The organism is Burkholderia sp. HI4860, assembly GCF_002223045.2.
Classification (GTDB): Bacteria; Pseudomonadota; Gammaproteobacteria; order Burkholderiales; family Burkholderiaceae; genus Burkholderia.
Genome location: NZ_NKFO02000001.1, coordinates 408,208 through 429,083 on the forward strand (window position 1 = coordinate 408,208; position 20,876 = coordinate 429,083).

Here is a 20,876-nt window from a genome sequence, read left to right on the forward strand (position 1 = left end):
ACCATCGCACTTGCGGAGCGAAAAATAGTGCCGCATGATATCAGGTCGGATTATACCGAGAAAACCACATTTGTCAAGCGACTGGCGCCCCCAGGCATCGGTCGACGACTCACCGACGTTCGCACGGAGGCGACGACGATTTAGCGCACAGATAGCCCTTCAAATGAAAACGGAGGCTTTGGGTTGCAGCCCAAGCCTCCGCCCGATGGTGAACCCCTAGAGGCCCCCAACGCTTTCGCGCGCGAATGGTCTCACACCGGGTTCGCCATGTCAACTCCTGCCCGTTCGATTATTCGTCGGCAGGAGGCGCATTGCGCTTTGATTACCGAACTGTGAGACTTCGATGACTACCCATTCAATCGGCGCGACGGCCCTTCTCCCGTCCCACCACGTACGCGCATTGCTTCCCCTGCGCCCGACGCAATGTCTGCCGTCACCAACCGGCGCCTCATACCTACAGGCCTTCAAGACGCGCGCCACCGCGAGCTACTACAGCTGACGGACGGTGACATGGAAATCCAACAAGCGTCCGCGTGGCAGCCAGTCGTGCGCCGCGGACTAGTCGTAGCATCTGCAAGCAGCCTTGAGTCCTACTACAACCAAACGTCGGAATTGCCGGAGTTCGTCCACGCGCCGAGCAAAACAGCCGTAAAAGAGCGGTTGCGGAACAGGCTCGTGCGCAACGACCCAGAGCTATGGAAGGCTAGTCCTGAGGCCAAGGTACAAGCCTTGGTTGATTTCGATAAGGGATACCTGCCGACCGAAGAGGCGTTACGGTTCACGGTTAGCCTCGTAGCGTCCTACGTCGACTGCATGCGTAGCAGAGACATTCATAACCCGCGGTATCGCCGCTATTTCTACTCCTTCAAAGAGGCATTGCAAGGGCGTGGACCTGTGCCAAGCCGCGAGAGTTTGGAGACCCTTACAGGCGTCAGCTACATCTTGGCCGGTAGCGTGCATCAATGCCGTACAACATACATACAGCGACTTCGAAATCTGTTCGGCGAGCCATTTCGTGTCGAGGGCCCGTCGTTAAATGACATCAACGCGGTCTGGTATTTTCCCATCGTGGTCTTGCGGTGGCCTACGTGCGGAACCCTGAAAGGATTGCTCGAGCAATTTCGAGACCGGTTGGTGTCCGAACTCAAAGACCCTGCCGACACAGGACCGATTCTGAAACGAGTGCGTGGAAGGAATGCTCCGTCCGCTTTAATTGCAGCGTCCGTACTACTGAACGTTGGAATGCTTGTCGTCGATGGTGCCCTGGCAGAGAGCCTCGGAGGAGAACTCCGCGACATCCTCGCGTTCCTCGGTGACCTCCAGAGCTATGCCAATATCCCCGTGCTGCTCTCCTGCAGCGACGCATTTCTGAATGGGGCCGAAAAACTCGGGAGCAAGGTCGAAAACGTGCTTCGAGGTCGAATGCTGGTATTCGAGCCACTCGCACGCCCCGCTGCAGGCGCGAGCAAGCGCGGACTCTGGCATCAACACAATCAATGGCTTTGGTCAGCCGGACTTCTGCCTCCGATGCTTGAGATGCCGTGCAACCTGCCGTCCTGGACATGGGAAATCTGTCTCGGCCGAGTCGACTGGCTGGTCGACGGCTTTCGCGCGCTCCACGAGCGTTTAGCCTGGGAGCCCAGTCTGCTGATAAATGGCGGCCCATCGCGCGATGTCGTCGTGGAGGCGTTCAAGCTTCGGCTTCGAATTTTGACGGCCCCCCGCAGTTTCATCGAAGAGTACGACAACAAGTCCAAGTTCTTGCAGCGAAAGGACCTCCTGCAGCACGTCGACTATCTCCCATTTAACGACATTGCCGAACTATTGGACGTACGCCACCGGCCTGCACGACTGGGAGTGGAATATGCATGAACCGCGTGATTCGCTCGTGCTCGTGACGCCGTTTCCCGACGGCGAAACTGTAAATTCGTTGCTAAGTCGGCTCGCAGATTTTCGCAACGACTGCTCCCTGAGAGCGATGAGTAGGCAACTGCTAGCCCGAGGTGCAGGCCTCGATGATATGCCGAGCCGACTAGACACTTTTTACACCCGTATAGGGCATCTCTTTGGAGACAGAAAAGTGTTGGAGGAGAGGCACACGCTACTTCAGTACGGGCTCCTCGGCCTGCCACCGGAAAAGCACGCGATGCAACGCGCTCGACTTTGGTCGCAATGCTCGGGACCGATTCGTCTCGCACGCCTTCCCGTTATGCTTGCGCCGTCAAACGGACCGCGTCTGATGTGCCCAGAGTGCGCAGAAGAAGCACTCGAGCAATACGGATACACCTTCGCCCATCGCCGCAACGCTGCTCCTTTTGTCCATACTTGCCCGCTCCACTTTTGCGAGATGCGGCCCACAGCTGGACAGGAGTTGTTGCTTGACGAACTTTGCCGGCTACACAGCACGCGGCGTCAGTTTCGAGACACTGTCGAATTTGCTATCCGGTCAACGTTGTGCGTCGAGAATTCGAATTCCATCTCCCGTTACAGCAAAGCCGCCGTCATCTCCAGCCTGCGTCAATCCCAATGGCTAAACGAAAACGGCCGCGTACGGATTACGGAACTTGTCGAGACATTCATATCGTTTTTCCGTAACCGTTTCGACGACCGCCGGCTCGAGGCGTTGGTATCGAGCGACGGACACGTAGGGGTTGCGCTCCGTGCGTTGATGCGCGACGACCATGCCTTGCATACGGTCTGGTGCATCTTGTTCGCCTGGTTCGCCGAGTATTGCGAATGCCGTCGCACGCAAAGCGTGCTCGCCCCGGAGCCCGATGGAAAACCCCGGACGGAACAGCCAGACACGATACCTGACGCACTATCCAGCCCAGGACTACACCGGCGGAGTGTGAGCCGAGATGTCTGCGCGTGCGAGCCGGCGTACCGCAAAGGCCCCCTCCTTTCAATACCCCCCACGCCCTACCCACCGACGCCAGAGAGGCTCATGAAATTGCGTCGTGATATTCCTGCACGGTCGAACTACCGAAAACCGCAGCTGAAGTCTGGCCATATGGCGCCGAGACAACGTCGGTCGGAGGTGTTGCTGACCGTACTCTGCCATGCAGCCATTAGAGCAGCGGACCACCTCGATTCTCGTGCCTGTCCGCCAACTCGGCGGAGCCGCTACCGACTGCGCTCGATGTTGGGCATCAGTGAGTACGCGCTCAATTCTTTGCTACCGGCATCGGTCTTAGAGGCATTCACGCAAACTCGAGATGAGTACATCTCCCAACGCATTCGATGGGCTGCCGACCATGGAGCCCCGGCCAAGTCTCAGGAGTGGTACGTAGCACGCGTTGCGCGACTTCGGCAGGAAACACTGAAAAACTGGACGCATGGTCGACGAAAACGAGAGCAGAAAAGGTAGATGAAAAAGGTAACTGTACTGGCAGCATCTAGTATCAAAGAAGAGGAAGACTTCACAGGTTTCGTTGTGAGGCAGTGCGAATTGAGCAATGTTGACAATCATCGTGGTCTGATGTCCCTGCTCGGGAAACAAGCGCACCGACCAGCGTTCTTGCATCCATCTCGCATTGAAGACATTTCGGCTCTGTTCCCGAGCCTACTGCCGGACTGGGAGCGCATAGTCATGAAACACACCAGATACCCGCTCTATAGCGCGTTCCTCAATCGAGCAAACAAAAAGCGACTGCTGCTACATCACCGAAGCGGACAAGATACTTCGGCACATCGCCTCATCGGAATGAACCGATTACCTCTTCGAGGCCGCCTCGGCATCTGCCTCAGCTGCGTCGAGTCGGACCTCGAGCTGCACGGCTTCGCAATCTGGCATCGCGCGCATCTCATGCCATCCATATTCTACTGTCCAACGCATGCCGAACCGCTGTTCACCTTCTGTCAACATTGCGAACTGGGGCATCGACGAGCACATCGAACCTGGTTTCCCAGGCCCGATTGTTTGTGCGGGAAACCGCTCAGACAAATCGCCTCATTGGCGAACAGCGAGAGCATAGCCGCTGCCATTGCTATTTCGAAGATGGCAGATGACGTACTTAGAGGTCGAATCGACACATCGATATTCACGGAGAATGCCGCCCCAGTCATTCGAGCGCAACTGCAGCGAAACATCGACGCCGGATTACGTGACTACAGCCGACGAGCAACAGAGTATTTAGAAATCCGCCTTGGACCGGAATTATGTTCGTCGCTCGACTTCAGCGCATATACGTTAAAGCGGGCCATTGGAATAAAAACGTCCGACGGGCCGCTGACTGTCACGGGGCGGCGCTATGGAGCCAATGCGGGGTCGGCATAAGGGCGCCACTTGAGGGGCGGCACATAGGCGCCAGTCCAAGGGCGGCGTAATGGCGCCACGTTAGGGGCGGCGCATAGGCGCCAGCAGCATCAGGGCGAGAACGCGGTTCGAACTTTCCGAGTCGGTACGCTCCGTTCTTTTTGAACGGAGCGTCCATGGCCAACAGGAGGTTCGAATTGTTTGAATACCGCCAAGTCCTTGTCCGCATGCGGCAAGGCGATTCTGACCGCGACATCGCGCGCGGCGGTTTGATGGGGCGCAAGAAGCTGACGACCGTGCGCCGCGAGGCTGAAGCGCGTAGTTGGCTGGATCCGGTGCAGCCGCTGCCGGACGACGCTACGATCGCGGGTGTCTTCGGGCGCACGCCGCACCTGCCGCACACCTGTGTGTCGACGGTTGAGCCATATCGCGAACAGGTCCGCGAATGGCTTGCCGCCGGCGTTCAGGGCACCACGATCCATGCCGCCCTTCAACGCAATCATGGCTACGCCGGCAGCTATTGTGCCGTGAAGCGCATGCTGCGCCATCTGGCTGCCGAGCGCAGCGTGGCCACCACAACGATCCTCGACTTCGCACCGGCCGACGCCGCGCAGGTCGACTTCGGCGCGGGACCCGTGCTGACGGTCGAGGGCATTGCGGTCCGGACGTGGATCTTCGTGATGACGTTGTGCTGGTCGCGCCACCAGTATGCCGAGATCGTGCTGGACCAGACCGTCGAGACGTGGCTCGCCAGCCACCGGCGCGCCTTCGAATGGTTCGGCGGCTGTCCCGACCGGGTCATCATCGATAACGCGAAGTGCGCGATCATCCGGGCGTGTCGATACGAGCCGGCGGTGCAACGCTCGTACGCCGCGCTTGCCGAGGGATATGGATTCCGGATCGACGCCTGTCCGCCGCACGATCCCCAGAAGAAGGGCGTCGTCGAATCGGGCGTCAAATACGTCAAGAAGTCCTTCGTGCCGCTGCGCGAGTTCCGGGATCTGGCCGACGCCAACCGGCAACTGCGCGAATGGGTGATGCAGCAGGCCGGCACTCGTATCCACGGCACCGTCCACGAACGGCCGCTGACGCGCTTCGGCGTCGAGCGCCCGTTGCTCGCTGCATTGCCGGACGTGCCGCCGGTACTGTCGGTCTGGAAGGAGGTGGCGGTCCATCGCGACGGCCACGTCGTCTACAAGCACGCGCTGTACTCTGCACCGTTCACGCTCGTCGGCAAGTCGCTCTGGCTGAAGGCGACCGATACGGTCATCCAGCTGTTCCATCGGCATGAACTCGTCGCAACCCATCCGCGGCAGCGGGCCGGCGGTCGCCACACGGTGCGAGATCACCAGCCGCCCGAAGCGCAGGCCTGGCTCGAGCACGATCCGCAGTGGTGTCTGGCGCGCGCGAAGGAGATCGGGCCGTCGTGCCACGGCGTGATCCTCGCGCTGTTCAACGACAAGGTGCTCGTCAACCTGCGCGGCGCGCAGGGGATCATCCGGCTGCGACAGAAAGTCGGCGATCAGAGGCTGGAAGCAGCCTGCGAGCGTGCGCTCGCGTTCAGCAGCGCGAAGTACAGCACCATCAAGGGCATCCTCGACAAAGGCCTGGACAGCGAACCGGTGCCGCGTCCCGCGTCGGCCCCGACTGGCGCTTACCAGAACGGCGGCCGCTTCGGCCGTGATCTCCAATCCCTGCTGATCCACTGACACCATGAACCCGAGTCCCGAATTGAATTCCATCCTCAAACAGCTGCGCCTGTCCGGCATCCTCGACTCGCTTGAGCAGCGCAACCGTCAGGCGATCGACGGGCAGCTCGCCTATACCGAGTTCCTTGCCATGCTGCTGCACGACGAGGTTGCCCGTCGCGAACACAAGAAGCTCGGCACCCGTCTGCTGCGCGCCGGCTTCGCGATGGGCAAGACGCTCGAGACGTTCGACTTCGACCGGCTGCCTACGTTGAACCGCTCACACGTTCATGATCTCGCGACAGGCCGGTATCTCGACGAGAAGGTCGCGATCCTGATCGCCGGTCCAACCGGCACCGGCAAAAGCCACTTGGCCCAGGCGCTGGGCCACTGCGCCGCCCGCCAAGGCCGCGATGTGCTGTTCATCTCGCAGACCGAGCTGCTCAAGCGATTGAACGCCGCGCGCGCCACCGGCGCCTATGACCGCAAGTTCCAGCAGTACGCCCGGGTGCCGCTGCTGATCGTCGATGACTTCGCGCTCAAACCGCTACGTACCCCGCAGGACGAGGACTTCCACGATCTCGTCGCGGCCCGCTACGAGCACGCGGCGACCATCCTGACGTCGAATCTCGACTTCGGTGAATGGGGCGCCGCGTTCCCCGACAACCGCATCCTCGGCACCGCCACACTCGACCGACTACGCCACGGCGCCTACCGGCTCGTCCTCGAGGGCGACAGTTACCGCACCCCGAAACCGATGCCAGATCCCCCTCAAAATGCAGTTGCCAAAAACGGCAAAAAACCGCAACCTTGAAACCGTTCGAATCCGCGTTTTACCCCCGGTTCTGCTGGCGCCATTACGCCGCCCATCCCCGGCTCCTTTACGCCGCCCCGCGACACTGACCAATCCTATTCAGAATATCGCAACAATATGGAGCGTATTTAATGGATGGCCAACCTTCCTCCGCGAGGTACAGGCTCGTCATGGAGACCACGAAAAATACGACGCAAACACCAGGCCAGCACCAATTCGTATCCGCGTGAACGTCAAGAGAGATAGGCGTGCCGAATCGCTTCATCAAATCGGCAGCATGAGCGCCGCCGAACTGGCGGCATACCGGGCGCGCAATCGAGAGCAAATTCTTGCGCTGATTTCCGGTAGACCAAGTCTTTCGCGCTCGAGCCTCTCGAAATCCCCTGGTGGCGGAAAGTTACATTTCTTCGCAACTCAGTTTGACGCCCCCTGGTTCGACGAAGCACTGCCTAGTCGACGGAACGGCTTTCAGTCACCAATGGACCGCCAATGTGTGCAAACGGCGAGCCGAGAAGCGGCCTCACTCGTGCTCTGTCGTTACGAGCAAACCGTACGACAGAATCCTGAGCGCTTCATTACGCGCGCCTTCCTGCTGACCGGCACTGCGAATGAAAGCATATATAAGCGCCGCTGGAAGCAGCCCGAACTCGAAGCCATGTTGGCCCGATGTGTAGACACCTTCGAAACATGGTCACGGCGCCAAATTACTAACGTCTGCTCATCGGCACGAAAATTCGACCCGCAGTCAAAATGGGCCGCGCCCGAGACCTTCGAAGGACTGAGTCGAAGACATCTAAGTCAGCGCCTCTATGGAGCACGGATATGGCTAAAAAAGCATCAAGGTTGATTGGGGACTGTTCCCATCTCTCGTTCTCTCGAGCGAAAGGCGCACAGTTGCGCGGCATGGCCATCGCAACCGGCGTGCGAGAGACTGAGTGGCATCCGTGGTCCGGTCACGTCCCCTTACCCAAGGTTATCGACAGGGACTTGCCGGGTCGCGATGACGATGCGTCGGGCGGTGGTGGCCTTCGACTCCGAACCCTGAGGGGCTTTCCGGTGCTTCAATGGCCAATTGTTCTTCCAGAGCGTGACCCGCGCGGAATTCTTAGCGCGGACAACTTCGACTGCTGGAAAAAGGCAAGCGCAAGTCGGATTGGAATAGCCGGATATCACTACAGTTTCAAAGCCGGGGGGGCGGTCGCATGCCATTCGAGTCTAGAGGCTCGACTTCTAGCTTACTTTGAGATGTGTCCCTTCGTCGTCGAGATTCGAACACAGTATCCACAATGGAATCGCGAATCATTCATCGCATACTGCAACGCCGGCGAGCCGTTCCCTCGCAGAGAGCTAGCTACTATCGACTTTATGCTAACGCTTCAAATTCCAGGAATCCGGCATCGAATCTATCACGGTGTTTCCGCTAAGCCCGACGCGCAAGTTGAACTGAAGAGCGTCCGCGCTAGGCACAAGCGCGAAGCGGCTGGCCAGTGGGAATGGGGCTCCACGCATGAGGTCATGACTGAGACGACGGTTACGGACGTCGAATATCAGAGCTACCGCCGCATGTTCGAGCATATGAAGTATGCGGAGGCCGAAGAAATCACGGCTCTGGCAGCGAGCGCCCAAGAACTCTCGACTTCGCTCCTGTCGACACAAGCTCGAGGTGATGCTGCGCGGGTCGTCAGCATGGTTGGAAAGCGTTTCGGATGGGACAGAAAAAAATCGTTTCGATTGCTGGCGATTGCATTGTTCCTTGGTTATCTGAGATGGGATGTTGAACACCTATACGCCAGCAATCATCCCCTTTGCTTCATCAGGCCATAGCCTGGCTTCTTGAAAAACTCGCAGGTGACTAATCATGAATGATACGCACTCCGATACATATCATGCAAAGATATTTCCGAAATTCTGCAACTTGGCAGAGGTCGTTGGCAGAGGCAAACAACTTATTTTTCGATACCTTGGCCAAGACGACGAGTACGTGTATCTCGTCGAAATCGGGTCTACTACAAACGGAATCGTAAAACTTAACCCCAACCCTAGCAACAAGAAGTATCGGTCAAAGAGACCCGTAACCGAGGTTCGCAGCCTGGTGACTCGCGAACGAATCAAGCGAATCGCCGAACGAGGCGTGCCAGCAGCGATGACGATGCTCTCACCCGATGAGGCAGTCAAAAGGTCGCTGGCTGAAAAAAGGAAGGTCGTCGACTACATCACCCGCGTCTACGGCGATGAGACATTCATGCGGCCCAAAATGTATGCAAATGCGATATCAGACGCAGTCAAGATTTTCGGACTAGATGCGAAGACTGTCCGTAAATACTATGAGCGTCACCTGTTCTATGGAGAGCAAGAGTTTGCCTTGGCAGACCACAATTGGGAAAAGGGGGCGCCCGGAGTTTCACGGCACGGAGCGAAGCACGCTGACGGAACACTTATCGAGTCTGGACGGAAGACCTACGCGCAGACGCTCGACCGCTCAAGCAAATTCCGGCGGAAGATGTTTCCGGAAAGACTGCGAGCGAGCCTGACAAAATTCATCCGCGCCAATGCTCACGAACCCGGCGCCACAGCTACCGCACTCGTTCGACGCTTTTATCGCGGATTACGAGGCTACAACCGTGCAGCCGATGGCAGTATACAGAGCTCTCCCGTCGACCCAAGGAACCTACCACCGGAGGCGAACGCCGTACGTATAGCAACGCCAATCCTAAAAGAGGAACGCGCTCGCCTGGCTGTACTCAAAGACTCCGCACGTGGGAAGGGCTACTCCGCACAAATTGCGAATGGCGACTTCAACGTGGTCGATATCGATGGCACTGTCGCGGATTGCTTCTTGCGGTACGGCGATTCGAGGATTGAAATCGATGGAGTCTTGAAGCCCACTGTTCTGTTAGCAATTGACCGCTCCAGCAGGGCGATAATTGGGTGGTATGTGACCTATCGCATGGAGAATGCCGACGCGTACCTGGCCTGCGTCTTCAGTGCCTGTACGGACAAAGAGGCCGAACTGGCGAGGTGGCAAGTATCGCATCTAGATGGAATGGTCTATGGATGTCCGAGTGCGATATTCGTGGACCGAGGACCTGGAATCTCGGAGAAGGTGCGAAACGCCGTGGTCACTGGAATGAGGATGCGGCAATTGATGGCGGCGCCTGGCAGCCCGCAATCGAAGGGCGATGTCGAGCAGGCGATGGATTTTTTCCAGGAGGAAGTCGCCAGAATCTCCGGCTCGACGTACGGTGAGCCGGTAAAGGGAAAGGGGCCTGATAAGGACGCTGCCAGGAAACGGAATCGGACGAAACTGAAACGAGCGCCGGGCACTGCTACCCTCACACTGGCGGAGTTCATGAAGGCGCTTCTCACTGCCATAAGCAAACACAACTTGACCGCGGATGTGACAAGACTACGGACCGACCTCATGCTGGAAGGCAATGTGCCTCCCGTGCCGAAGCAAATGTTTCTTTTTAACCAGGCAATGCGTGACGGCGACGCGGCCTGGGATATGACGGAAGAGGAAGTGATACGTCGACTTGCCAAACCATTCTATGGGCGTGAAGCGCCGGGCGGAATCATCACCTTCGGGAACATGAGCTTTACCTCAGATGAGCTTCGTAAGAGCGCCATTGCATTCGAAGCCTATAACAATGGACGTACCCTGACCATCAATGGCTTCGAACTGTTCACTTCCGATTTGCATGCGCTCTGGGACGACGACGGTCATTTGGTAGAACTTCAAGGGACACCATTGACGAAGAAAAGGTACGGCCTCACCTACCCTGACATATGTGACTACATCTCAATGCGGGGCGTGTCAGACCTTGCCAAGGAACGGGACAAGCATCGTAAACATCCAACAGCAGAACAAGCTGTCAAACGCGACCGAGTCTCGCAATCCATGCAGAAACAAATGGAGGCAGCTGAGGGAGTGAAGCGCACCGTCAACAATCGAAACGTTCGCAAAGCTGCGGTGGAAGAGTCCGGCGCTGCTGATACGCGTGCCCTGCTGGGCGTTGTTCGCGGCGCGCTGACAGTGGCCCCGACACCGAGCCAAACTGTACGCGTTGAGGGGGCGATTTTCGTAGACGACGAGCAAGAACTCGACATCGATTTCTAGCAAAACCGTGGCTTGCGTTGGGCAACGTGGTCGAACTACTTTCGCCTCACGTAGCGCAAAGCCTTACCCAGCAAGGATTCCGCTGAAGAAGAAGCGTCCTGAGGGACGCTTTCATCTTTTTGTGCGATGCGGTACGAAATTTTTGTGACGTTGAGGGTCAATTAGACCAAAATTCCGCTGCGTTTTTTCGCGCAAAACCTAGCCGGACAGGGAGTTCGCCTCGGTGAGAAGCGTCCCACGGGACGCTTGTATTGTTGGCAAACACAGTGGCAATCCGGATAAGAAGCATTGACACGTAAATGCCCCTCACCATACGGATGGATTTTTCCGCCAAGCCCTTGTTTATACATCGCAAACATCTCTAATCCCGAACCAACAAGTCGCCTGGTTTCGATGGAAAATTCCGAAAATATTGTTCGGAAATGCATCTTTCCGTTGGGGTCCGGGGCCTCAGCCCTGCCTCCCTCTTTCGGCGCTCACCGTCTTTTCTTCCGTCCCCCATGGTTCGTTACCGCGGCCCTTTAAGCGGCTCGACCATGGGCAGATTTGCCGCTTTCTGCACTAGAGCTCTACCCCCTGAAGCGCAACATCTGGAGATCGAAAGCCGGCGACGCTTGAATATCGAACAGTCCCCGCAATAAAATCCCTCCAATTTCAATCTACCGTCGCGCGAATGTGATCGACTATTGCCACTCGTTCACAAATTCACTCCTTGATATTCGACGATATGGAATCTTGAACATTACAATTAGACCCAGACTCATTCAATCTATTCGCCATGACCCTCTGAGTCATCCATGCATTTGAAGACACTACGAATTTTTGAATTTTAGAATTACCTCCCTTTTTAGCCGCCTTGAAATCAGAGGGCGAGGAAAAGAAGAGAAGAATCAAACCATAAGAAAAAAGCAACATAAAGATCGCCAAATCGGCAATGACACCAACGGGTGGGGTGTGTATCCAGCCATAATGCCCACCTACTAGAGAAATGCTCATCGCGACGGCTGCAGAGCTAATGAATGACTTAGCCATTAATGAAGCGGCAATCTGCCATGCCAACTTTACATACTTCACCTCACGCGCGGACCTATGCAATCCGGACATGGCATAGGCGCACCACTGCGGCACAGCTAGAGTCAGGAAAAATGTACCAAAAATTATGGTATCTGATTTGATATCAAGAATGAACTCCACAACATCTAAGATTATTTTCCCATAAATGTTGACTGGATGACCGTTTGCGTCATAAAAGCCGTTTTCACCTGCAAACACAAGCACTTCAGCGCTGAGAAACAATGTGAAAAAAAACACCAACCAGGTTGGGTAAATTATCTGAGGATGTGTTTTTGCCTTCTGTTCAAATATTGTGAAGATACCAACAATCATCACAGCCATGGCAAAAAAAAGCGCAATATACGGGTGCCTCTTAACGACATCACCAAACCATGACTCTTTTTCCAGCTCGACGTAATCACTCCCCGATACGAGGTAAAATTTCCCCGACCAAGGTTTATATATTATCGATTGCAAATTTATTCCAACACCAAATCTCAGCTCCATAAAATACTTGGACGCAGGAAATTTTTCATAACCTGAATTTATTCTTTGAGGATCTTTTTTTGACACCTCCAACGCGCCACGATTATTCTCAACAAATAAATCCATATCACGCGACCTACTCGAATATTTTCCAACAAAATCCGGAAAAATCGTACATTTCAACACCCCTCCCAAAATTACGGACATAATGATGAAGAATGCTGCTTTTTTCAATATTGAGAAGATTTTTTTATGACGCATCGATTTTATTTAAATAATGGTCAGAGTCGATTTCCATTTAATCCAGATCCGTCAATCGGCATCACGTGCCGCAATTCGACGCCTGTGCAGGCAACCGCCGGAAAAGCGCGGCTTTAAGAAGCGGTAGATTGCCGGATAGCTCGCCATCAGAGCGCTTTCGAATTCCCGGTTCATCGCTGGCACTCGCTCAATGAAGAACTGGCCGGTATTCATTGTTGATGCCATACGGCACGTGTCCGGTCGCTACGAGATGCGAGGCTGCTTCGCAGTTGCGCACGTGGTCGTCGAAGAAGATATCGGGCCTGAATTCCGCGAGAAAGGCGGTCTTTTCCTTGCCGCCGAGAAACATGGCCTCGTCGACCGCGACGCCCCACGCCATAAGCGTGCGAATCGCCCGCTCATGCGCCGGCGCACTGCGAGCTGTGACCAGCGCCACGCGCACCTGTACCGCCGACCGGCACTGGCTTCGAAGTGCGCACAGGGCGGCAAGAAATGGCTTCAGCGGGCCGGCAGGCAACGGCGAACGCGCGTGACGCACCTCGTGCGCGTTGAACTCCAGCAACTGCCGCTCTCTGAAAACGCGCTCGGCCTCGTCACGGAAAAGGACCGAGTCTCCATCGAACGCGATGCGCAGTTCCCCGTCAATCTGGGCATTAGCCAAACCTGAAACCGGGTAGACCCAGGCTGCGGGAAATCCTGCGGACATTGCTTCTCTGACGTCTGCCGCATGAGCAGAAAGGAACAGGCTTGCCTCAAGCGGCGCAAGATAACGGTGGGGTTTTGCACCGCTAGTAAAAATGGCTCGGCCGATTGCCAGCCCATGATGGCGGGCCGATGTGAACACCCGCAGCCCCGTAACCGGGTCGTTGCGCGACAGGATGGCAACCTCGACGTCGTTGCGCCCGCCACTATTGAAGGCGAGGAGCTTTCGCACCAGCGGGAAGGCCACGCCCGGGCTCGCCGGGACGTCCAGGCGCGTGGCCTGAAGCGCGCAATACACCGATGGGTCGCCTTCATGAAACAGCTGATTTTCTGCCTCAAAGTCGAATAGCGCCCGGGCGGAAACGGCGATGGTGATTTTTGTGGTTGAAGTCATAGGTCTCTCCTGTGGCTGAAGACAATGATGAGGGGCACAAGGGACAAAAAGTGTCCCAGTCCTCTCGTAAAATCACGACAAGCCCGAAAGCTGACTCACGCACCGCTGAACGACGCACAGACTGATGACCTCCAGCCTTGATGAAGCGATTCTTCGAATCCTGCCTACGGACAGGGAATCGGACTCGTGGATGCCCACTTCACGGGTTATCCAACTACTAACCGACCGGGGCCACCAGGTCGACTATCCGCGGCAGGTTCGACGCCGCCTTGCTCGGCTTGAGCGTGAAAGGCTTGTGTTGTCCACGATGGACGGGCAGCAGCTTCTATGGCAGCGCCAATCGTGGTTGCAGGGTGCCAACCAGATGGCCAGCCTGATGAGCGCCTCGGAGGCGGTAGCATTCCACGCGCTCCGGCGCTTTGTGGCGGACAAGCTGCCCGCAGCGGTCACCATGGACATCGAGCCACTGTTCAAGGCCGCCGATACCCGTCTTTCGCAAGACAGGGAAGACAGCCGGCTGTATCGAGCGTGGGTATACAAGATTGGTTCAGTGGAGCCGACCTATCTGCTGGGGCGGCCGCCCATCGACCCAGAAGTATTCCAGACGGTTGTGACTGCGACGTTCTTCGAGCGCGAACTCATTGTTCGGTATCGGCCGGCCTACAAGGAGATAAGGGATGAAGACATCAAGCCGAAACGGCTCTGGCCGCTCGCACTTGTCGAATCAGCCGGCCTCATGTACATGGTCGCCCAGAGTCCGGACCACCCGCCACGCCCCAAGGAGGGCAAGCCAAACTGGCTTCGAATTATGTATCGACTGGACCGTTGTATTTCTGCGGTCGATTCCGGAACAGCGTTTGCGTACCCACGGGATTTCAACCTGAAGGCGACGATTGAAAAGGAGCAGGTGTTCGACTTTCTTCCGGAGCCGCCTGTCGTACTGGAGCTCGCGCTAGAGCCGCCCGAGGCGAAGCGACTTGAGGAGCGGCGCATGTCGGAGGACCAGCGACATACGCCGCTGCCCGATGGTCGGATAAAGGTGACAGGAACGGTGGTCCCGAGCGTCAAGCTACGATGGTGGCTTCGTTCCCTCGGCGCTGCAGTGGAGATTCTGGCACCGGCCGTACTCCGCTACGAATTCGCTCACGAGGCGGCTGTACTGGCGAAGCGTTACGGCACCACTACTTGAGCGGCACATCGGCAAACTAAACAGCGTAATCGGGGTAGTGGGTGGAACACGAAATTGGAATCAGACAGGCGGCGGCGTGGATTCGCGATGCGGACGGCCTGCTCATCACCACAGGCGCTGGCATGGGGGTGGATTCCGGGCTACCCGCCTTCCGGGGAACGGAAGGCTTCTGGCGTGCATACCCGGCGCTGCGCCACTATGGATTTTCGTTTGAGGACATCGCCAACCCCGCGGGCTTTGCGAGCAATCCGCGCCTGAGCTGGGGATTCTATGGTCATCGCCTCGCGCTCTATCGCGCAACCATTCCTCATGCCGGCTTTGGCATTCTGCGTCGGAGGGCGTCGGCGATGAAGCACGGCGCTTTCGTGTTCACCAGCAACGTTGATGGGCAGTTCCAGAAGGCGGGATTTGACGCAGAACGCATAATGGAATGCCACGGCACCATCCACCGGCTTCAATGTGTCGAGGCTTGTTCCGATGAAACGTGGTCTGCTAACGACTTCATGCCGGTCGTCAACGAAACGACATGTCTGCTCGAGAATGAAATACCGAGGTATCCACGTTGCGGAGGTCTCGCGAGGCCGAACATTCTTATGTTCGTAGACTCACAATGGATGGAGAAGCACGCGGAAAGGCTGGAAAACCAGCTCACATCCTGGTTCAAACGCGGCCAGCGCCGGGTGGTGGTCGAGGTGGGCGCTGGCCGAACAATACCGACCGTGAGGCGATTTAGTGAAAGGCATGGCCCTCGTGTCATCCGCATCAACCCACCGGAATCAGCGATACCGATTACAGTCGGAGTAGGAGTGGCATGCGCGGCGCGAGACGCGCTGCAACAAATCGACAATGAACTCCGCCGACAAGCATGAGCATTTTCCCTTCAGTAACCGTCGACTTTTCCGTTAACGAGAATGGGCCTTTGTGCAAAATGCGAACCCCCATTGCTGGCTCGAACCGACTTCTACCAAGAGTTGAACTGTCGTGAACCGTACTGACTACCTCGAAGATAAAGACGTTCGGGATTTCGTCGCCTTCCTGGCTGGCGTCATCCAGGGCAAGTCCCTCGGGCTTTCCATCGGATTTTCCAGAAATCAACTTTATGATGGCTTTGAAGACAAGTTCCCGGGTGGCTACCACGACTACCGGAACGGTGGCGGTCCGGTCTACGTGGTGCGCGCCGAAAGTCTTGAACGCCTTTTTGATATGTATTGGTGGAACCGAAAGGACTTTGAGGGCAACATGCTTGCGCTCAGCGCAGTCAGCCAGAAAATCAAGGAAGCCATTGAGGGCGAGAATAGCCCGTGTGCGCACAAGCTCGCCGAAGCGGCATGTCACGAAGTGATGAAGTGGGGCTTTGGAGATAAACGTCGCGCGTACGCCGCAAATATGAGTTGGGCAAAGCAACAGGAACAAGCCCTCCCTCATGTCCTGCGCATGGGGAGAGAAGCATTGAGCGGAGACAATCCGGACATTGAGGCTTTCGGCGGCAGTGAGAGCAGCCACACCCACTCGCCGCGAATGAATGCCGGCTGGACGAAGTACTACGCGCTGGCACTTCCCAATCACATTATTTACGATGGTCGCGTTGGGGCTGCCCTTGGGTTCCTCGTGCAACGACACCTGGCCTCCCTGTCGCACTTTGCAGGCGTTCCGGAGAAGCTCCAGTTCCTGTGGGCCAACGGTGATGGCGGCCGCACGCTGCGCGACCCGTCCACTGGCGGACACCAGTTTAGCAAGCTGTATGGCGGATGCTACGGTTCCAAGTCCTGGGCCCGAGTGAACGTCTGGGCCAACTGGATTCTTTCTGACGCACGTGACAAAGCTGGTGCGGAATGGTGCGCAGGGCCTGATGGACTTCGTAGGCTGGAGGCGGCGCTTTTCATGCTTGGGTATGATTTCCATCGGGTTCGTGATTCGCATAGCGGCAGAGGAACCGACCAGCTCCGCAGGGCAAAGAGAAGTACCAGCGAAGCTACCTAACAGCTGGTCTGGCGTTCCGCAGGAGAAGCCTCCGTTTCACGATGAGGCCTCTCGACGTGGTTGCTCGTCGCCTGCCTCAGTTATCCGTCGCCCTGCTTTCCTGGAGGTGACCTGCCAATTTCACGTACATAGAACGGCAACCCGGCGCTCTACGCGACGCTACCTGCGGCTGAGCGTTATCCGATATCGTGACTCCCCGACATCAGTTGTCGACCAGTGCAGGAATCTCTGCGCGGTGCTTGGTGGACGTTGGTTGCGCGAATTGACCGGCGACGAGAAAGCTCTTTACAAAGACCTTGGACCATGTATCACGGCAATTGGCCGACATTTCGGGGAAAACGAACGACGGCTTATCCGTGCTGCGCTCGAGACGGTCAATCTGCTGCATCCTCGCGGCAAGGACAATGAACGTGAGCGACTTGCCTTGCGAGAGGTGTCCCACGAAGACGCAGAGCTTGCTTTGCACGCGACCGGCTTCGTGATTAGAGACCTTGGCTGGGGAAACTAACCAACAGTCACCGCATATCGAGCATATGATGTTTGACAGCACCTGACCGGGTCTCCACCTCAGCTACGAATGCTGCGAACTCGCGGCTGTATCCAGCGGGAAGATAGGTGTCTTCTTCAATGCTGCGCCACCCCACGTCCTGGGGGAACGGGGAACTCAGTCGAAGCCGGGGCTCAAGGCAGTCGGTTCGCGCGAGCCCAACAAGGAAAGTAGACATGAAGCTAAAGAGAGACGCGCGCACGCTAAAACAGCACGGGTTGGCGTCGCTACGGCGCGGCCTTGAAATATTCAATGGCTACGATGACCGTGGTCGAACAGAAAGCGTCTTGTTGCATTTGCAGCACAGCAGCGAAATGCTTGTGAAAGCTTTGCTGGTCCAACGGTCTCAAGCAGTTTTCGACAAGGAAAAGGGTACCTCCATCGGCTTGGAAAAGGCGCTCAACGTGGGCACATCTAATGGCTATATTACTGGAGCGCAAGCAGGAGCCATTCGCACAATCGATGCCATGCGCGATGCCGCTCAGCATTGGATGCTCGTCGTAACAGAGGACGTCCTATATCTGAACTCGCGGACCCTAATAACCGCGATTGACGAACTCTTGCAAGAGCATTTCGAAGACTCTCTGGCTGACCACCTTCCGCTCAGGGTGCTGCCAATCTCGACCCAACCCTTGCAGGATTTCGACCTTCTCATTGACCGTGAATACAAGCAAATCGCCGAGCTGCTCGCCCCCGGAAAGCGGGCCCGCGATGAGGCACGAGGTCGAATCAGAGCTCTGCTAGCGATGGAAGGGCACGTAACAGACACTATCGCAGTTTCGGAGCGGGACATCGACCGAATTGAGAGAGCAATCAGAAACTCCACGCCCGTTGCAGCTGTTTTTCCTCGACTGATGACGTTAGCCAGCGACGTCGCTGGCGAAGGCCCGACCGTCAAAGTGCGGTTCACGAAGAAGCAAGGCGCTCCCGTACGCTTTGTCTCTGGCGACGACCCCGATGCGGCGGCGGCCATTCGTGAAGTCGACCTTCAGAAGAAATACTACCTAAGCCCTCAACAACTCGCAGAGAAGCTAAAGCTTACCGCCCCAAAGTGTAAGGCCCTACGAGACTACGTCGATGTGGATTCGGACGCGGCAAACATGATGGTGTTCGAGTTTGGTAGTCAACGACATCCGAGGTATTCGGACAATGCGTTGCGCAAACTGCAGGAAGCGAATACAGCAGAAAACGTCGAAAACGCTTGGCGTAAAAGAAAGCGATAGCCAGCCACCTCGGCGCGCCGCAATCCATTGCAAGCTCCTCTACACCTTACTGGCACAGGAGTTTGTGCCTCGAAATGCCTCCGACGGCGCAGCAAAAGCGGTCGGGACGGCGCCGCGACGGTCCTGCACGTCGAATAACTCTGGCGATTACGAGCCGCAAGGAGGTCCGCCCCACCGGACTGCTATGCCTGCGGAATGCCGCTCCACGGTCATACCTCTCCTCTAGCGCAGCACCGTGCCCTCACCTCTTCAAGACGATGGTCTATGCTGCATCCGAAAATCCGAGTTGGCCGGCTATCGTAAGATGTGCTCGTATCAGTAGCGGAGCCACCCGAGCAGTTCCCACTCGCAGCGTATGTAACGCAAACTATTGGAAAAGCGAGTGTTCGGATGTTGACGGCGGTCACGCAGACATACGTTTCGATTTGACGTCGTCGGGTCGGCCACGCAAGCCATTGATTTGCCGAGAGAGTTCGGGCGTAACCTAAACCAGCGGTGACGCATAACCAGAATTAATGTACCTCAGCAGGGTCGGGCGTGACGGCGCGTAGCGCAGAAGTCTCCCGGAATGACTTGCCCGCTCGCAGCCGGGCAACGGCCAGTCTGACGTCGCCCTGTTTCCGCTGCATCACAATCCGGCCCGACTCCGGCCCGACGTGGCGGCACCGCCGTATGCTGCGGCGTCAGCCGCGACCATGGCCCCGCCGATACTCCGCCCGAGTGTTCCCCGCCAGCTTGCTGGATATCGCGCGTCAAGCGAGCCTGATCGAGATACCCGAGAGGGCGTGAGCCAGTTCCGCGAGATCGACAGATCACCCGCTTCGGCATCACGCCCACATCGCTGGAAAAACGCTGCTGCAGCGTGCGCACGCTCAACCCCGCGCGCCCGAAATGTTCCGTTGCGGCACCCCTTCAACGGCGCAAAACCTCGCGCAAGCAACCCACTACTTCGAGAAACTCAGCCTCTTCAACAACACCGCACCACTCGCCCGACTCACGAGAGAAATGGATTCAATATCCAGGTGCAACCTCGAAGTCCTCGTCGTGATGTCGGTCGGCTCGTCGTTGTTCGGCTCGGCGTGCTCGATGTGTTCGGTCAGGTACGGCCGGACCAACCGCCCGGATAGAGCCAACACGAACCCGCCCTGCGCTTGCGCGTACGCAGCGGGTGACAGCTTCACGCTGCCGCGCACGGTGGACTTCCCGCCTTTTCCGGGATCGAGTTCGATGATGTCGATCTGCTGGATATAGCCTTTTGCCTTCGCCTCGGGTGCGATCACGAGCCCTCGCCCGCGCGGCCCGGTAATGACCTTTCTGAGCAGGATGCCTGTCCGGCCTTCGCCGTCGGGGTCGATCAGATCGACGTTCACCTTCAACAGATGCTTCTGCGACTGATATCGCAGCCCGTACGACACCGGCACCAGGAAAGTGACCTCGCGATCCAGGTTGACCGCGGCCAGGTCGGCGTCCTGGACATGCTTGTCGGCCACGCCGGGGATCAGGCCGCGGACGCGCTCGCTCAGGGACGGGGACGCGCTTTTGACGTGCAGCTTCTCCAGTGCTTCCCGAATCGCAACCGGATCGTCGCCGACGATCGGCCGCGTAAGCGACGTGTTGGCCGAAACGGCCGGCGCGACGCTCGCCGTTTCGTTGATATTGTCGGCCGCTGCGCGCGTCACGACCGGGGCCAGCATGATCGCCACGGCGATGGCGCACGCGATATTCCGACAGCCCAACATGGATCTCCGGTGAAACACGACACACTCCTGATTTTCTGGCGAATCGGTCGACGATGAGATCGGCAGGATCAAACGATCGGTAACGGTCCAACCGTTCGTATTCCCCGATCGCCTGCGCGACCCATCATAGGTTCATTGTCAGTTCGGCGGCAGGCCGGTGCGCCACACTATCGTATTGCCCAGACTACAACAATCCACGACAAACGAGCAGCGACAAGATAGTCCGGTGTCGAGCGAACCGGGAGTGTCAGCGTTTCCGTATTCAAGGCGGGTCGAGATTCACGCGGAGCGTCGAACGAATCGATCCTCGCCGAGGATCGCGAACGGGTTCATCGCCGTCTTCCGGTCATGCGCGGCACGCCCGCGATGGCGACAGGCGGTTTCATCGCCCTTCCCCGAATGATGACTCGTGTCACGAATCATGTTGC

General features: G+C 57.2%; 16 protein-coding genes. 11 read left to right on the forward strand and 5 right to left on the reverse strand.

What is annotated here, in order from left to right; translation table 11 throughout:
• The first annotated feature begins 510 nt into the window (after positions 1-510).
• The 7 genes from CFB34_RS01865 to CFB34_RS01895 all read left to right on the forward strand — a co-directional run bounded on the left by CFB34_RS01865 (position 511) and on the right by CFB34_RS01895 (position 10,874).
• Complete coding sequence (locus CFB34_RS01865) at positions 511-1,872, forward strand: hypothetical protein (protein ID WP_143328739.1); 1,362 nt, start codon at positions 511-513, stop codon at positions 1,870-1,872.
• 1,495 nt (positions 1,873-3,367) lie between these two features.
• Positions 3,368-4,276: a TniQ family protein gene (locus tag CFB34_RS01870; RefSeq protein WP_089444695.1), complete on the forward strand. Its 909-nt coding sequence runs from the start codon at positions 3,368-3,370 to the stop codon at positions 4,274-4,276.
• A gap of 176 nt (positions 4,277-4,452) precedes the next feature.
• Positions 4,453-5,964 carry an IS21 family transposase gene (istA, locus tag CFB34_RS01875; protein ID WP_027809980.1) on the forward strand — a complete coding sequence of 504 codons (1,512 nt, stop codon included), beginning with the start codon at positions 4,453-4,455 and terminating at the stop codon, positions 5,962-5,964.
• A gap of 4 nt (positions 5,965-5,968) precedes the next feature.
• Positions 5,969-6,757, forward strand: coding sequence for an IS21-like element ISBmu1 family helper ATPase IstB (gene istB, locus CFB34_RS01880; RefSeq protein WP_012213993.1), 789 nt, complete (start codon positions 5,969-5,971; stop codon positions 6,755-6,757).
• Positions 6,720-7,604 carry a hypothetical protein gene (locus CFB34_RS01885; protein ID WP_143329969.1) on the forward strand — a complete coding sequence of 295 codons (885 nt, stop codon included), beginning with the start codon at positions 6,720-6,722 and terminating at the stop codon, positions 7,602-7,604. Before istB ends, CFB34_RS01885 begins: the two co-directional genes overlap by 38 nt.
• Positions 7,580-8,581, forward strand: a complete 1,002-nt coding sequence (locus CFB34_RS01890; protein ID WP_143329532.1) for a hypothetical protein — start codon at positions 7,580-7,582, stop codon at positions 8,579-8,581. Before CFB34_RS01885 ends, CFB34_RS01890 begins: the two co-directional genes overlap by 25 nt.
• Before the next feature lie 34 nt (positions 8,582-8,615).
• Positions 8,616-10,874 (forward strand): DDE-type integrase/transposase/recombinase, encoded by a 2,259-nt coding sequence (locus CFB34_RS01895; protein WP_143329533.1) that lies wholly within the window; start codon positions 8,616-8,618, stop codon positions 10,872-10,874.
• A gap of 705 nt (positions 10,875-11,579) precedes the next feature.
• Here CFB34_RS01895 and CFB34_RS01900 read toward each other — a convergent pair.
• From CFB34_RS01900 to CFB34_RS01910, 3 genes are read right to left on the reverse strand one after another with little or no spacing between them, the layout of a single operon-like run.
• On the reverse strand, positions 11,580-12,674 hold the full coding sequence (locus CFB34_RS01900; RefSeq protein ID WP_143329534.1) for a hypothetical protein: 1,095 nt from the start codon (positions 12,672-12,674) through the stop codon (positions 11,580-11,582).
• Positions 12,675-12,725: 51 nt separating this feature from the next.
• Positions 12,726-12,887, reverse strand: coding sequence for a hypothetical protein (locus tag CFB34_RS01905; RefSeq protein ID WP_179243695.1), 162 nt, complete (start codon positions 12,885-12,887; stop codon positions 12,726-12,728).
• Positions 12,862-13,770: a 5'-nucleotidase gene (locus CFB34_RS01910; RefSeq protein ID WP_089443398.1), complete on the reverse strand. Its 909-nt coding sequence runs from the start codon at positions 13,768-13,770 to the stop codon at positions 12,862-12,864. The genes CFB34_RS01905 and CFB34_RS01910 overlap by 26 nt, the downstream gene beginning before the upstream one ends.
• A 124-nt stretch (positions 13,771-13,894) precedes the next feature.
• Between CFB34_RS01910 and CFB34_RS01915 the strand changes: the two genes are divergently transcribed.
• From CFB34_RS01915 to CFB34_RS01925, 3 genes are all read left to right on the forward strand, one after another.
• The gene (locus CFB34_RS01915; RefSeq protein ID WP_089443399.1) at positions 13,895-14,959 is read left to right on the forward strand and encodes a WYL domain-containing protein; all 1,065 of its coding nucleotides are present in this window, start codon (positions 13,895-13,897) and stop codon (positions 14,957-14,959) included.
• 41 nt (positions 14,960-15,000) lie between these two features.
• Positions 15,001-15,828, forward strand: a complete 828-nt coding sequence (locus tag CFB34_RS01920) for a Sir2 family NAD-dependent protein deacetylase (protein ID WP_242808541.1) — start codon at positions 15,001-15,003, stop codon at positions 15,826-15,828.
• Positions 15,829-15,940: 112 nt separating this feature from the next.
• Positions 15,941-16,939, forward strand: coding sequence for a hypothetical protein (locus CFB34_RS01925; RefSeq protein WP_089443401.1), 999 nt, complete (start codon positions 15,941-15,943; stop codon positions 16,937-16,939).
• 202 nt (positions 16,940-17,141) lie between these two features.
• Here CFB34_RS01925 and CFB34_RS01930 read toward each other — a convergent pair whose 3' ends face one another.
• Complete coding sequence (locus CFB34_RS01930) at positions 17,142-17,405, reverse strand: hypothetical protein (RefSeq protein WP_179243694.1); 264 nt, start codon at positions 17,403-17,405, stop codon at positions 17,142-17,144.
• Positions 17,406-17,662: 257 nt separating this feature from the next.
• Here CFB34_RS01930 and CFB34_RS01935 point away from each other — a divergent pair, with 257 nt between their 5' ends.
• Positions 17,663-18,709, forward strand: coding sequence for a hypothetical protein (locus CFB34_RS01935; protein WP_089443402.1), 1,047 nt, complete (start codon positions 17,663-17,665; stop codon positions 18,707-18,709).
• A gap of 944 nt (positions 18,710-19,653) precedes the next feature.
• Here the strand turns inward: CFB34_RS01935 and CFB34_RS01940 are convergent.
• Complete coding sequence (locus CFB34_RS01940) at positions 19,654-20,448, reverse strand: hypothetical protein (protein WP_242808542.1); 795 nt, start codon at positions 20,446-20,448, stop codon at positions 19,654-19,656.
• Positions 20,449-20,876 lie beyond the last annotated feature (428 nt).

Excerpts from the sequence above, each read along its gene's own strand:
- CFB34_RS01940 (WP_242808542.1), bottom strand. The coding sequence starts at position 20,448 with ATGTTGGGCTGTCGGAATATCGCGTGCGCCATCGCCGTGGCGATCATG.
- CFB34_RS01900 (WP_143329534.1), bottom strand. The coding sequence starts at position 12,674 with ATGCGTCATAAAAAAATCTTCTCAATATTGAAAAAAGCAGCATTCTTC.
- CFB34_RS01910 (WP_089443398.1), bottom strand. The coding sequence starts at position 13,770 with ATGACTTCAACCACAAAAATCACCATCGCCGTTTCCGCCCGGGCGCTA.
- CFB34_RS01885 (WP_143329969.1), top strand. The coding sequence starts at position 6,720 with ATGCAGTTGCCAAAAACGGCAAAAAACCGCAACCTTGAAACCGTTCGA.
- CFB34_RS01895 (WP_143329533.1), top strand. The coding sequence starts at position 8,616 with ATGAATGATACGCACTCCGATACATATCATGCAAAGATATTTCCGAAA.
- CFB34_RS01890 (WP_143329532.1), top strand. The coding sequence starts at position 7,580 with ATGGCTAAAAAAGCATCAAGGTTGATTGGGGACTGTTCCCATCTCTCG.
- CFB34_RS01905 (WP_179243695.1), bottom strand. The coding sequence starts at position 12,887 with ATGAATACCGGCCAGTTCTTCATTGAGCGAGTGCCAGCGATGAACCGG.
- CFB34_RS01870 (WP_089444695.1), top strand. The coding sequence starts at position 3,368 with ATGAAAAAGGTAACTGTACTGGCAGCATCTAGTATCAAAGAAGAGGAA.
- istB (WP_012213993.1), top strand. The coding sequence starts at position 5,969 with ATGAACCCGAGTCCCGAATTGAATTCCATCCTCAAACAGCTGCGCCTG.
- CFB34_RS01935 (WP_089443402.1), top strand. The coding sequence starts at position 17,663 with ATGAAGCTAAAGAGAGACGCGCGCACGCTAAAACAGCACGGGTTGGCG.
- CFB34_RS01865 (WP_143328739.1), top strand. The coding sequence starts at position 511 with ATGGAAATCCAACAAGCGTCCGCGTGGCAGCCAGTCGTGCGCCGCGGA.
- CFB34_RS01915 (WP_089443399.1), top strand. The coding sequence starts at position 13,895 with ATGACCTCCAGCCTTGATGAAGCGATTCTTCGAATCCTGCCTACGGAC.